The sequence below is a fragment of the Clostridium sp. chh4-2 genome, from assembly GCF_002899675.1.
Lineage (GTDB): Bacteria > Bacillota > Clostridia > Lachnospirales > Lachnospiraceae > CHH4-2.
This window is the reverse complement of record NZ_PKUU01000025.1, coordinates 98,558-112,554: the sequence shown is the minus strand read 5'-3', so window position 1 is coordinate 112,554 and position 13,997 is coordinate 98,558. Positions and strand designations below refer to the sequence as shown.

Sequence of the window (13,997 nt, the reverse complement as noted above, 5' to 3'; positions counted from 1 at the left end):
CGACTTGCATGTGTTAAGCACGCCGCCAGCGTTCATCCTGAGCCAGGATCAAACTCTCATGTTAAAGTTTTGATCTTGATTCAAAATTAACGTTAGCTAATTTTAAATCCGGAGAGTGTTTTTCAACTCTCTTTACTGTTTTTGTTTGGTTCGTATACATCTCTGTATTGTTCTGAACTTCTCATTCAAGGCCATCAAACATGACCTGTTTTATTAGAATTTTCAGGGTTTTACATACTGTTCAATCTTTAATTATCAAGGTTCATTCTGTGTTGTTGTCTTCAACAGCAACTCGATTATCTTATCACATGTTCAAGTGCTTGTCAACAACTTTTTTTATTTTATTCAAAACTTTTTTACAAAGTTTCTTTGTTTTTGCCTCATTTCGTAAGGCGAATATTATAATATCAAACCATTCATCAAAAGTCAACAGGTTTTTACATATTTTTCTAAGTTTTTTTCCTTTCATTTTACATTTTCCGCTTCCCCTTTGATTTGGCCTGCAAAAAACGCTATATCTTGTATACGCAGTCTTTCTTCTATACAAGAAAGACCGGAACAGATATAGCGTTTTTTGTTGGGTGATGTCAATCGCAAGATGTTTTTTATATGCGGCACTTCTTTTGCGCTGCTTTTTAACCCATTAAATTGTTCAACTGCTCCAGCAAAGTTCCGCTGCCGGCCACATTGATATTTCCAACTTGGGTGCAGATTCTCTCCAAACATTCCATTTCTTTTAATTTGTAGAGGGTTTTATTCTCATCCATCAGTTTGGCTGTGTTGAGAAGGGAACGGGTGGATGCCACCTCTTCTCTTCTGGTGATCACATTGGCCTGCGCTTTTTTCTCTGCGATCAGCACCGTGTTTAAGATCTCCCTGATTTCGCCCGGAAGGATGATGTCTTTGATTCCGGCGGAAAGGAATTCTACGCAGTTGCGGTCCTGCTCTTCTTTTAACCTCTGATAGATGTAGCCTGATATCTCTTCTTTCTGCTCAAGCAGTTCGTCCAGGCGGTAGCGGCCTATATATTCCCGGATGATTAACTGAGCGCAGGAATACAGCTGGTTTTCCAGTCCTTTTATGGTATCCACCATTTTTCTTGGGTTGGCAATCCGGTAGGTACAGATCAGATTAATACGGATTCCGATTCTGTCGGCTGTCAATATCTCCTGTCCGGTAATATCCAGTTCTTTTGTTTTCAAGTCCACAATCCGGCATAAAACGTCTTTTGAATAGAGCCAGTAGTAGTGAGTGCCGCTGGTCAGTTCGTCGGTATACTGGTTATCCAGATATAGCAGGCCGGTTTCACCTGGCTGGATTTCTATTTTTTTGTAATATTTAAGCGGTATGTAGGACAAATACTGTTTTGTCACCTCTTTGTCCATAACCGTTTCCCTCATATCCAACAGGCGGTATTCGTATTTTTCCCATACGTTCCAGAAAAGATATTCTTTTTCGGTTAAAACTCCGTTCAGGTTGCCGTTTAGATATAAGAGCCCAAGGAAACCGTCGGGAATTTGGATATGCAGAACCTGTTTAGAGAATTCAGGGTCCTGAAGCAAAACTGCTTTTGGAATCTTGGAAAATTTCACCGGTCCGTTCATCTCTTCGACGATCACTTCATAGCCCAATGATTTTATGTAATTGTGTTTTCCGTTGGACAGCATTTTTACATAGCTGCCGTCTTTTAACAAGAAACCACACTGCGTTTGATTGATTATATATTTCATGATTACCTCCGTTCTTCTGCCTTTGGCAGCTTAACTTTTTTAATAATTTGAAGCTTGTGATTCCGGTTTGCATCACAAGAAATATGCGGAGTCTGATTTAGGCAGAATCGAAAAGAACCGGCTTCCCGAAACAAGTTCCGGGACATGGGGACTTTTTTCAAGCTGCGGTAGCCATCGGGCTTCAGGGCATTTTCCCTGCTGCCATTTTCGTAACGGTAAAGCGGCGCTGGCCTTTTTACCGTTTGCGAAACGGCCGATACAATCCGGTATCACTTGCACATTTGAGAAGAAGTTCATTCTTCTAAACACTTGACAGGTGTTTTATGATTGCTCTACCCACTGAGTTACGGCGTTAGCCGGCAGGATTCGAACCTGCGACAAATCATTTCTGCTATCCCACATAGCATTTATCATAATTACTACGGCATACCAAACTGCAGCGCAGCCGGCACCATCCGGCATATATGCCAAGATACAGTAGTTAATTATCCTTTTATAACCCCTACGGTTTTTAACCGTTTTATGGGGACTACCAGATCGGTCTGGCTGTCCATGACCGACTCGATATCCTTGTATGCAAAGCGGCTTTCTTCCGCCACATCGGATTTATTATATTTTCCAAGCACGACTCCCTGCTGCTTTAAATCTGTCATAACCTGTTCGCAGGAAAATGCGGCCATAGCTCCCTTTCTGGAATAAGCTCTTCCGGCGCCGTGGGAGGAGGAGCAAAAGCTTTCTGGATTTCCTTTTCCCATAACCACGTAGCTGTAGGAACCCATAGCGCCCGGTATTACAGCCAGCTCGCCATTTCTGGCTCTGGTGGCGCCTTTTCTGTGAACCCAGACATTTTTGTCATAATGGTTTTCCAGAGCCGCATAATTGTGGTGGCAGTTGATCTCTTTTCCGCAGTTCATCTTCAGGCCCATATGTTTCTCAATCTGCGCTGATGTTATGGCGATTACCTTTTTCGTCATGCGCTCCCTGTTTTCAAAGGCGTATTCCAGAGCCAGGTTCATCCAGTCAATGTATTCACGCCCCTCTTCGGATTCAACCGGGAGAAATGCCAGACGGTATTCATCCGGCACTTTGCTGTGCCACATGGTGTTTAACGCTCTCGCTCTGTTGTGGTACTCATCACAGATTTCCTTTCCAAAATGGCGGCTTCCCGAATGGATCATGATTCCGAGAAATCCGTCCTGGTCCTCTTGAAGTTCAATAAAATGATTTCCTCCGCCCAGAGTGCCGACCTGGTAATAAGCGTCTTCAATTAAGGGAAACAAATGTGGATTTTTCTCATAAATTTCACGGTTCTCCATGGCGCGGTTCAAAACCTGGGATTCCTGCTTTGTTTTATAGGAATTAAAGCCTACGGGAATATTTCTTAAAATATCTCCTACTATGGACTGGATCAGTGTTCCGTTTCCGGTCATGATCCCGCGCATCTCTTCCACTTTTATATCAATGGATACAAAATTCATTCCGCATCCGATATCCACGCCTACCGCATTGGGGATAATAACGCCTTCCGCTGCGATCACGCCGCCGATGGGCATTCCTTTTCCGGTATGGGTATCAGGCATGAGACAGGCCCATTTATGTATAAACGGAAGATTCGATAAATGGTAAGCCTGTTCCAAACAGCTTTCTTCTATCTGTCCTGCTGATTCCAGCCAGACTTTAATTGGCTTATTTGTTTTTTCATTATAAATTACGAACATCTCTTTCTTCCTCTCTTTATTATTCCGTGTTGTTTTGTTGTGCCTTTATCGTATCAGGAATCTTATGAAGTATCATTTAAAAAAAGTTGCGAACTTCCATTAATAACCAGTATAATGATTTTAAATAGCAGTTCAGGGAGGCGGGAATATGTCGGAATTCAGTGAATTGGTGAAACGGTTTGATAAGATAAGGACTTATGTCCGCGATTTCTATATCTATGGCTTTAAAACGAGGGAAGACTATCAGAATAAAAGCGCCCGCACCTATGACAATGAGCGGAGGCGGATCGAAAGCTGGTTTTCCGATTACATACAAAGCGACTATAATTCGGAGCGAAAAAAATCGGTGGCTATCACCATTGACAGCAGCCGCATCTCGGTCAATCCGCTGTATTCGGTCTGGAAATCAAAAAGTTTTACTTCCAATGATATTATGCTTCATTTTTTCATTCTGGATTTGCTTCAGGACGGGGAACTGAGAAGCGTGGATGAGATTACAGATGAAATTCAGATCAATTATCAGGTTCTGTTTGATTCTCAGACGGTTAGAAAAAAGCTGGTGGAATATGAAAAGAGCGGGCTTTTCACTCTCTATAAGGAAGGGAAGCAGAATCTATACGGGGTGAATCCCAGTGTGGAGGAAGAAATACCTGAGGAACTGCCTGACCTTTTAAATGCGGTTCGTTTTTATCAGGGAATCTCGCCGTTTGGGTTCGTGGGAAGCACCATTCTGGATAACCAGCAGACGGATAACGATCTGTTTCGCATGAAGCACGATTATCTGGTGCACACGCTGGAAGATGAAATTCTTCTGCCTCTTCTCACCGCGATTAAAGAGCAGAAGGTTGTATCCCTGACCATAAGAGGCAGCAAACGGGGAAATGTTTCCGAGGCAATAGGCACGCCTCTTAAAATATTGGTCAGCACTCAGACAGGAAGGCGGTATGTCTGTCTCAGGAACCGACGTTCCTGCCGCTTTCACGCCTACCGGCTGGATACCATCCAATCCGTATCTGTGGGCGAAGCCGAACCTGAATTTTCCAGGCATATGGAAGGTTTGCTGAGGAATCTCAGTTTTTGCTGGGGCGTATCCTTCGGCAGCAAGCGGAATCCGGAAGAGGTGAAGCTCACTTTAAAGATTAATGAAGAGACGGAACAATACATATTAAACAGGCTGGAACGGGAAGGAAGACATGGAACCATAACCAGAACAGGTCCCGGAGCTTACCTTTATGAAGTCCGGGTATGGGATGCCAATGAGCTGCTGCCCTGGGTTAAGACATTTACCGGTCGCATCCTCTCTTTTGAATGTTCCAACAAGCAGGTGGAGGCCATTTGGCGAAGGGATATGGAGCGGATGATCAGCCTGTATCTGGGGGAGGAGGATTTTTAATGGAATTGTTCTCAGAAATCTATAACTGTTATTATCAGGTTGTGGACCGTATTTTAAAGAAGGGGGCGCTGGAACCGGTCAGCGTAAAGGAGATGAACCGGCTGGCGGATACTTATGGGTATGGAGAAAGCGCAGTCTCCATTGTGCCCCGTTTGACCGGCGGGGATTGGGACCTTCTGGTTAAAACGGACGAAGGGTATCTTTCTAAAATTGATAACCTGCAGGTGCTGCCTCTGACCCTGCTTCAAAAATCCTGGCTGAAATCCCTGCTCTTTGACCCGAGGATCACCCTGTTTTTGACGGACTGCCAGCTTCGCATCCTGTCGGACTATCTCAGAGATGTGGAGCCTCTGTTTAGAAATGAAGATTTTCTCTATTTTGACCAGTATTCCGACGGGGATATGACAGGATCGGATGCTTACCGCAGGCATTTCCAGACGATTGTAAAGGGGATTAAAGAAAAGCAGACGCTGAAAATCGCCTATTATTCCGGCAAGGGCAAGCTGTCGGAACGGACTTATCTGCCCTGCAGGATTGAATATTCTGCAAAGGATGATAAATTCCGCTGTTTTGCGCTGTTTAAACGGGCGGGAAGGGATTGGAGACTGGAAACGTTAAATATCGGCCGGATGTTTTCCGTAAAGGAAACGGGATTTTTCGTAAAGGATGAAGTGGATATTGACCGGTATATTGAAAAATCTTATTGTGAAGATCCTGTGGTTTTGGAGATTTCCGAGGAACGCAATGGGCTGGAACGGGCTATGCTGCATTTTGCCTGCTATGAAAAGCGGATTGAAAAAATGGAGGCCACAGGAAAATACCGTTGTTCCATCTACTATAATCAGAGTATGGAAACTGAGCTTTTAATTCAGATTCTATCTTTTGGACCGGTGATAAAGGTGTTGGGGCCGGAAGGGTTTTTGGAACAGATTAAGATGAGGGTGCGAAAGCAGGCGAGACTGCTTTCCCGGAACTAAATAGTTAATTAAGCCGGAGATGATCAGCGTGAAAGAGGAACCGGCGGCAGCGATGGGGCTGCCGCCGGTTCCTCTTTTATGCATTTTCGATGTAAAAACTCATTATTTATACTGAGGCATCCAATCTTTATGCGCTTCGAACATCTCGTCGCACATGCTGATAATCTCATCCATAGTCAGCTCGGCCGATGTATGGGGGTCCAGCATTACGGCATGGTAAACGGTCTCTTTTTTCAGGGTCCTTGCCGCTTCGATTGTGAGAAGCTGGACATTTAAGTTGGTCCGGTTCAATGCGGCCAGCTGTTCCGGCAGTCTGCCCACATAGCATGGGGTGATGCCGGATGCATCGGAGATGCAGGGAACTTCCACACAGGCTTCCGGCGGCAGGTTGGAAATCAAACCGTTATTGATTACATTTCCGCCGAATTTGAAGGCTTTGTTGGTAAGCACGGATTCCATAATGTATGCTGCGTATTCCTTGGACTGTTCGTGGGAATTGATCAGCTTTTCTCTCATTTCCGCCCATTCATCGATGTGGCGGATGCAGCGGCGGGGATATTCGTCCAGCGGAATGTTGAACCGGTCAATCAGTTCGGGATATTTGTCCTTGATGAAATAGGGCATGTATTCGGCATTGTGTTCGCTGGATTCAGTCACATAGTAGCCGAACTTGTGCATGATCTCGTGGCGCACACGGTCTTCGGCTGGGGCGCCCTGTTCCAGAGACCTGCGCTTGATCTCGGGATAAAGGTCTTTTCCTCCTTTTGTTATCTCTAAAACCCAGGCCATGTGGTTAATTCCGGCTATTTTCCACTGAATCGTATCATCATAGTCCATGCCCACGCCTGCCATCAGTTTGGGAACGGCAACCTGTACGCTGTGGCATAATCCCACCAGATTCACATCCGTATACCGGAGCATATAGCCGGTCAGGATTCCCATGGGATTGGTATAATTCAGGAAAATGGCGTTGGGGCAGTATTTTCCGATATAATCGGCAAATGTCTGCATCACCGGAATGGTCCTCAATGCCCGGAACACGCCGCCCACGCCTAATGTATCCGCTATGGTCTGGCGCAGGCCGTATTTTTTCGGAATTTCAAAATCGGTCACCGTGCATGGCTCGTAGCCGCCCACTTGAATCGCATTGATCACAAAATCGGCACCTGTCAATGCTTCCGGCAGTTCAGTTAAGCCCACATACTTTTTGATAACTACCTTGCCTTGTCTGAATTTGTTGTTGATCGCCTGGAGCATGGCATAGCTGTCCTGGTCTCTTACCGGGTCTATGTCGTATAACGCAAATTCCAGGTCTCCCATATCAGGGTGAAGCATGCAGTCCCCCAACACATTTCTCACAAATACGGAACTGCCCGCTCCTAAAAATGTAATCTTGGTTGCCATCGCTTTATAAGCCTCCTGTCTCATAGTTTTGAGTCATTTATTAATAATCCTGCAGAATTTCCGTCATTGTCTCCTGGCAGGTTTGTACCACTTCTTCGGCGGTCTTGCTTCCGTCTACAATCATCGGGTCCATGGCCTCGCAAAATGCCATATTCAGGTTCTGGAACGGCACGGAAGTCTCATCCGCTCCCATTTTAGGATCAACGGTTCCCGCAATCTCCAGGAAAAGATTCATTTCATTCTGAAATTCGCTGAATGTCAGGCCTTCTTCCATAAGGCTCTTTCTGACGGGGATGAAATTGCCGGCTTCACAAAAGCCTTTCATGTGTTCTGCGTCTGTGAGATATTCGATTACAATTGCAGCTGCTTTCGGATATTTTGTTCCGGCATAGGCGAATAAACCGTTGCCGCCCATATCTGATCCTGTTTTACCGTTTTTCTGCGGCATATAGGTAACGCCCCAGTTTTCCGGATCAGGCATATTTTCTTTCATATAAGAACAGTGCCAGCTTCCTGAAAATGTAAATGCAAGCTGCTCTGCCACGAACAGCTGGTTGGCAACTGTTTCGCCGGTGAACGCGTTGTTGTTGATTAAGTCCTCTTTTCTCCATGTTTCATAAAGCTGGATCGCTTCCAATACTTCCGGTGTGTCCATAGTAACTTCCGTCTGGTCCTCATTTAAAATGGCGCCGCCGTTCATGTAGACAAATGGAAGATAGCGGTATCCGGATGTCTTTTCCCAGATTCCGGCAAAGGCATAATCCAGGTTGTGATCCTTTTTCAAGGTTCTGGCAATGTCGGTTATCTCGTCCCAGCTCCAGGATTCGTCTATGGACTGTGGAACTTTGATTCCTGATTCCTCAAACATGCGCTTATTGTAATAAACGGCCATTACATCCGTATGATGAGGCATTGCAACTAATTTTCCGTCATATTCACATGCCGTTTTGTAGGCGGGAACGAGATCGTCCAGGTTTTCTTTCGAAATGTATGGGGACAGATCCAGCATGGTATCCGTTTCTTTGAATTTTCCGAGGCGCTGGTAGGTGTACCGCATTACGTCCGGCCAGTCATTTCCCGCAACTCTGGTATCCAGCATGTCGCGGTATTTGGAAGACGGATAGGTCTGGGCCGTGATCTTAATCTCAGGATGGTCTTTCTGAAGATTTTCCAGCGCCCAATCCCATGCCGCTTTATCGGATTCCGAGCCCTCCCAATATGCGACTTCGATTTCCGCCCCTTCTTCTGCGGTGAGTTCTCCGCTTTGGCCCGCTTCGGTTTGGGCTGCGCCGGTCTGAGGGGCTTCTGTCTGGCCTGCCTCAGCCTTGGTGGTCTGCTGTTCGGGCGCCTTTGTTCCTGCTTCCTGGCCGGATGATCCGCATGCGGCCAAGGACATGGCCATGAACAGACCCATCATCAGTGCAGTCAGTTTTTTTCCTCTTTTTTTCATGTTATTTCCTCCTCTACTTTCTTTTATTATTTCATTTAACCTTTGATACCGCTGGATGCCATTCCCTGCACAAATTGTTTCTGGAAAAGCAGGAATATAATTACCACAGGGCAGATGGAGATCAGGGATGCGCTCATCATATCGTTCCAGTTTACATGCTGGGAACCGTTTAGGAAGGCTAAGCCCAGCTGAACGGTGTATAATTTGGAACTGGAAACCATAATAAGCGGCCATTGAAGGTCATTCCACCGCCACATCACGGTAAAAATTGCCAGCACGCTGATTAATGGTTTTACGTTTGGAACCACGATCCTGGAAAAGATTCCGAATTCGGTGGCGCCGTCGATTCTGCCTGCCTCTAAAAGTTCATTGGGAATCTCTTCCATAAACTGTCTTGACATGAAAAGCCCGAAGGCCTCTGCGCATGGAGGTAAAAACAGGCCGATATAGGTATCTCTGATCCCGATTTTGGACGCTATGATGAAGTTGGGGATCATGGTGACCTGTAAGGGAATCATCAGAGTGCTCAGCACGATTAAAAAGCAGAAATTCTTCCCCTTAAATTCATATTTTGCAAATGCAAAGCCGGCCAAAAGGTTGATTCCGATTGTGATTAAAGTTGCCAGCGTTGTGACAATAAAACTGTTTTTGAAATAAGTATTGAAATCCGCCACCTTCAGTGATTTTGCAAAATTGCTGAATACAAACTCGGAAGGCCATAATTTAGGCGGGAAGGCAAATACCTCGTTCAAAGGTTTTACGGCTGTGATGAACATCCAGTAAAAAGGGAATAAGGTGATAATTGTCACGCCCAGCACAAACAGAAAAATGACGATCTTGATCAGTATTGCTTTTCTCTTCATTTCTTTTCCTTTCCGAAGCATTTCGCCGCTGAATACGGCGGTCCAAATATCCGGTCAGCCTCTTATGATTCTTTATTGTTCATTAAACGAATTGCGGTCAGCACAAACATAGCTCCGAATAAAACCATGCCCGCGGCTGCGGCCCGTCCATAATAGTTCTTGGTGAAGCCCATCTCGTATATGTACATGACAAGGGTTTTCGTGGAATTAAGAGGTCCGCCCTGCGTCATGGTGTACACCAGGTCAAAGGAACGGAAGCTGTGTATTATGCAGGTTACCAGCACAAATACATGGGTGGTTTTCAGAAGCGGAAAGGTGATGTACCGGAACTTCTGCCAGGAATTTGCCCCGTCCACCGTGGCGGCTTCGAAATAGTCCTGGGAGATTCCCTGAAGCCCTGCCAGATAGATCACCATGTTGTATCCGGTTCTCTGCCAGATGGTGCCGACGATAATCATGATCATGGCGAATTTGGGATCGTTTCCCCATTTAATCGACTGAAAGCCCATCAGGTTCAGCAGATAGTTGATAAGGCCCAGCTGATCCTGAAACAGCCACATAAAGACTACGCCGACCACAACGGTGGATACGACGGCCGGCACATAGATCGCCGAGCGGAATACTCCTTTAAAGGGAAGCTGTGTGTTGAGCAGTATTGCCAAAAACAAGGCCAGAACCATGACTAAAGGAACTGTTGCCACCGCGTAATAGACAGTGTTCCAGACGGATTTCCAAAATACATCGTTGGAAAACAGCCAGGTATAATTTTCAAATCCAATGAACTGAGGCTTTCCGATCCCCTTCCATTTCGTAAGGCTGTAGTAAAAATTCATGAAGATGGGGATGATCATGAAAACTAAAAACAATATCATGTTCGGCATGATGTAAAGATAGGGCACCACTTTGATATTTCGCCAGAAAGGTTGTTTCTTCATGTACATTTCCTCCTTTTTTTGCATAAAAAAATACACTGCATCTGATTTAATTGCAGGCTGATCCAATATATTTTTATCTATTTTTACTTTTTTTGTCGGTTTTTATCTCTTTTTTTATGTATTTTATATAATATATCTTAGATTTTTTCGCTTGCTTCCGCAATATATTAAACTTTCATTATATGGAATTTTCTTGCATTTCACCAGAGATTGTGATAGATTTTGTTTAAGACCTGCTTTAGAAAGGAGTTTTCCATGGAGGAACCGTTTAAAAAATTTTTTAATTTCCCTCATGCCAACATGAACGGGATCGTTATCAATACCGGAGGGATTTCCCAAACGGAACCGAATCATATCTGGGGGCCGGGAATCCGTACCTATTACCTGATGCACTATGTCATTTCCGGCACCGGCTGGTACCATGTGAGTAAGAACCAGTATCAGCTGAAGGCCGGCGATCTGTTTCTGGGATATCCCAATGAAGTGATCTATTACGGAGCCGATATCAAAAATCCCTGGAAATACTGCTGGGTGGGGTTCAGCGGCCTGGATATACCGGGGATATTAAAATACACGGATTTTTCCAAGAAGAATCATATAATGCACATAGAAGATCCCAATGTTCCCGATGCGATCATCTCCCTGGCTAACTGCTATGGCATGTCCATGGTCGATTATTTTTCCATGCTGGGACATCTGAACAACCTGTTTGCGCTATTAATCAAATATTCAAAAAAGGAACAGCCTCAGGCTGTGAGAAATATCCATTTAGACCGGGCGGTCGCTTATTTTGACAATTGTTTCAGCAATTCACGGATGACTATCGAGGATGTGGCCGAATATGCGGAAGTGAGCAGCAATCATCTGTACCGCCTGTTTATGGAGGCATTTTCCCTTCCTCCCATCAAATATCTGACGCAGCTGCGCATCCGTGAAGCCTGCAAGATGATCCGCGATCTTCCCACCAGCCCGATCAGTCTGATCGCCTATTCGGTTGGTTACGACGATCCTTTATACTTTTCAAAAGTATTTAAAAAGCTGACTCATGTCTCTCCAAGTGAATACAGGAAAAACGGCGCGGCGAAATCTTGATTCAGGTTGTATGCGCAAAAGAAAAAATCCCCCGGCGGGAATGATCAGGTTCAGAAGGCTATTCGGTTCTGCCTCACATCTGATCGTTCCCGCCAGGGGATTTTCTCTTATTTATTTCTTTCTTACTGTTTAACACATATCATTACTCGTATCCAAAGTGAACCAGAACTCCACTCCGTCTTCCATATTGCGGACACCGCACTCTTTGTGATGGGAATCCATTATGGCTTTTACGATGGACAGACCGATCCCGCTTCCGCCGTATTCCCTCGTTCTGGCCTTATCCACTTTATAAAACTTTGTCCAGATATTAGGCAAATCCGCTTCCGGTATGGGTTGTCCCGTATTGCGGACGGAAACGCGGACCTCTCCGTTATTCTCTTCCATCCTGATGGTGATCTTCTTCTCCCCATCCAGATGGTTCAGCGCATTGTTTAAATAATTGGTGACCACTTCTTCGATCTTAAACTCGTCGGCCCACACATAAACCGGCTCATCCGCCTGAAACTCCACTGCGGCCTGCTTATTCTGAATCAGGATTCCGGCGGAGGAAAGCACGCCCCGGATCAGTTCCGTCAAATCGAACCGTTCCATCACCGCCGTATCATTACCAAACTCCAGAGCTGTTAAGGTCAGCAGCTGGCGGACCATCTTGTTCATCTTATTGGCCTCGTCCATGATCACTTCACAGTAGTAGTCGCGGCTTTCTTTATCTTCACACATGCCTTCCGTCAGGCCTTCCGCATATCCCTGGATCAGCGCGATGGGGGTTTTCAGTTCATGGGACACATTAGCAATGAACTCTTTGCGCATCTCATCGATCTGAATCTTCTCCTCAATGTCCTTTTGCAGCTCTAAGTTGGCGGATTTCAATTCACCGATGGTGTCCTTCAGTTTATCGGACAGCCGGTTCATGCTGGTTCCCAGCACCCCGATCTCATCCTGGGCATTGCCCTCATATTTGGCCTCAAAATCCAGATTGGACATTTTTTCCGAAAGGGAAGCCAGCTTGAGAATCGGAGAGGTCACTTTTCTGGTGGTCAGATAGACGACGATACAGCTTAAAATCATGGCAAGCGATCCCACATAGGCCAAAAAGCGGTTGGAAACGGCCACGCTCTCCCTGATGCTGGCTAAGGGAGTGGACATGATAAAAGTTGTCCTGTTGTCGGAAAAATACCCCCAGCTCTCCAGGTAAAATGCTTTCGACCTGCTGTCATATGCCTTCTGAATCGTAAAATTCTCCGCCCTTCGCAGCACCTCGGTCTTTGGCAAATCATATCCCAGAATGTACCGCTGGGCTTTATCGGCCAGAAAAGCTCCCTCTCTTGCAGAAGGCAGAATCGTCTCTCCCGTCACGCTGTCGGAAACCACGATGGAAATGTTGTATTGCTCCGCCACCATTCTGAGCAGAAATGCCACATCTCCCAACGTTTCTTTATTTGAATTTTCGCTTTCTTCAAAGTCTTGAATCAAGGTTTTTCCATCTCCGGCCTTGTCCAGAACCAGCTGGTCAAATCTTTCATAGACCCGCTCCAGAACCCGGAGCTTATCCATCATATAAAAGCTTTCCAGACACAGGTTATTCACACACCAGATCGCCACCAGAGATAATGCGGACAGCCCTACAAAAATCAGGGTAAATCTGGTTCTAATGGATTGTTTCATTCACTCACCTCGAATTTATACCCCATGCCCCATACGGTTTTGATGTAATCTCCCTTCTCACCCATCTTGCTTCTCAATTTCTTCACATGGGTATCGATGGTTCTGGCATCTCCGAAATAATCGTAATTCCACACATTATTCAGTATCTTTTCCCTGGATAAAGCGATGCCCTGATTTTCGATGAAATAGCACAGAAGTTCAAATTCTTTATAGCTCAGTTCGATTTCTTTACCGTCTATGGTCACCTGATGAGCCGCCTTATCCACACGGATTCCTCCGATATCCACCGCATCGCTTAAACTGGAGCTGCTCCGCCTTAAAATCGCTTCCACTCTGGCAACCAGAATCTTGGGGCTGAACGGTTTTGAGATATATTCGTCCACTCCCAGATCGAAGCCTTGAAGCTCATCCCGCTCTTCTCCTCTGGCCGTCAGCATGATGATCGGCACTTGGGAATATTTGCGGATGGTCTTGCAAACCTCCCATCCGTCCATCTTGGGCATCATCACGTCTAATATAATTAAGGCGATATCTTTCTGATCAAAGAAAACGTCCACCGCTTCCTCTCCGTCAGAGGCTTCTATCACCTGAAATCCTTTTACTGTAAGAAAATCTTTTACCAGCTTCCGCATTCTCGATTCATCGTCCACAACCAATACCTTCAACTGATCCATATTGCCCTCCTAACATTACTATCTAATTCTTTCGTAATTGTTCAGTACCCTCACAATTACGAGCAAAAATCCATGCAAAATCGCCTGCGGCGA

At 45.5% G+C, this 13,997-nt stretch carries 11 protein-coding genes and 1 rRNA gene; 3 read left to right on the top strand and 9 right to left on the bottom strand.

Translation table 11 applies throughout. The features are described from left to right. From C0033_RS21935 to C0033_RS21925, 3 genes are all read right to left on the bottom strand, one after another. A 16S ribosomal RNA gene (locus tag C0033_RS21935) occupies positions 1 to 64 on the bottom strand; the annotation flags it as partial. 571 nt (positions 65 to 635) lie between these two features. Then, positions 636 to 1,730: a slipin family protein gene (locus C0033_RS21930; RefSeq protein WP_103230059.1), complete on the bottom strand. Its 1,095-nt coding sequence runs from the start codon at positions 1,728 to 1,730 to the stop codon at positions 636 to 638. Between the two features lie 485 nt (positions 1,731 to 2,215). Next, positions 2,216 to 3,448, bottom strand: coding sequence for an RtcB family protein (locus tag C0033_RS21925; protein WP_103230058.1), 1,233 nt, complete (start codon positions 3,446 to 3,448; stop codon positions 2,216 to 2,218). Positions 3,449 to 3,596: 148 nt separating this feature from the next. On the opposite strand from C0033_RS21925, the gene C0033_RS21920 reads away from it, so the two are divergent. Next, entirely contained in the window at positions 3,597 to 4,841 is a 1,245-nt protein-coding gene (locus C0033_RS21920; RefSeq protein WP_103230057.1) for a WYL domain-containing protein, read from the top strand. Next, a complete protein-coding gene (locus C0033_RS21915) occupies positions 4,841 to 5,818 on the top strand; it encodes a WYL domain-containing protein (protein ID WP_180994851.1) in 978 nt (325 codons plus the stop codon). Before C0033_RS21920 ends, C0033_RS21915 begins: the two co-directional genes overlap by 1 nt. A gap of 102 nt (positions 5,819 to 5,920) precedes the next feature. On the opposite strand, the gene C0033_RS21910 is transcribed toward C0033_RS21915, so the two are convergent. From C0033_RS21910 to C0033_RS21895, 4 genes are all read right to left on the bottom strand, one after another. Then, a complete protein-coding gene (locus C0033_RS21910) occupies positions 5,921 to 7,222 on the bottom strand; it encodes an alpha-glucosidase/alpha-galactosidase (RefSeq protein ID WP_103230055.1) in 1,302 nt (433 codons plus the stop codon). 40 nt (positions 7,223 to 7,262) lie between these two features. Further along, positions 7,263 to 8,672, bottom strand: a complete 1,410-nt coding sequence (locus C0033_RS21905; RefSeq protein ID WP_103230054.1) for a sugar ABC transporter substrate-binding protein — start codon at positions 8,670 to 8,672, stop codon at positions 7,263 to 7,265. Positions 8,673 to 8,707: 35 nt separating this feature from the next. Then, on the bottom strand, positions 8,708 to 9,535 hold the full coding sequence (locus C0033_RS21900) for a carbohydrate ABC transporter permease (RefSeq protein WP_103230053.1): 828 nt from the start codon (positions 9,533 to 9,535) through the stop codon (positions 8,708 to 8,710). Positions 9,536 to 9,597: 62 nt separating this feature from the next. Next, complete coding sequence (locus C0033_RS21895) at positions 9,598 to 10,470, bottom strand: sugar ABC transporter permease (RefSeq protein ID WP_180994850.1); 873 nt, start codon at positions 10,468 to 10,470, stop codon at positions 9,598 to 9,600. 255 nt (positions 10,471 to 10,725) lie between these two features. Here C0033_RS21895 and C0033_RS21890 point away from each other — a divergent pair, with 255 nt between their 5' ends. Beyond that, positions 10,726 to 11,562: an AraC family transcriptional regulator gene (locus C0033_RS21890; protein WP_103230051.1), complete on the top strand. Its 837-nt coding sequence runs from the start codon at positions 10,726 to 10,728 to the stop codon at positions 11,560 to 11,562. A gap of 129 nt (positions 11,563 to 11,691) precedes the next feature. Here the strand turns inward: C0033_RS21890 and C0033_RS21885 are convergent, their stop codons facing one another. Continuing rightward, positions 11,692 to 13,230, bottom strand: coding sequence for a HAMP domain-containing sensor histidine kinase (locus C0033_RS21885; protein WP_103230050.1), 1,539 nt, complete (start codon positions 13,228 to 13,230; stop codon positions 11,692 to 11,694). Further along, complete coding sequence (locus C0033_RS21880; protein ID WP_103230049.1) at positions 13,227 to 13,904, bottom strand: response regulator transcription factor; 678 nt, start codon at positions 13,902 to 13,904, stop codon at positions 13,227 to 13,229. The genes C0033_RS21885 and C0033_RS21880 overlap by 4 nt, the downstream gene beginning before the upstream one ends. Between the last annotated feature and the right edge of the window lie 93 nt (positions 13,905 to 13,997).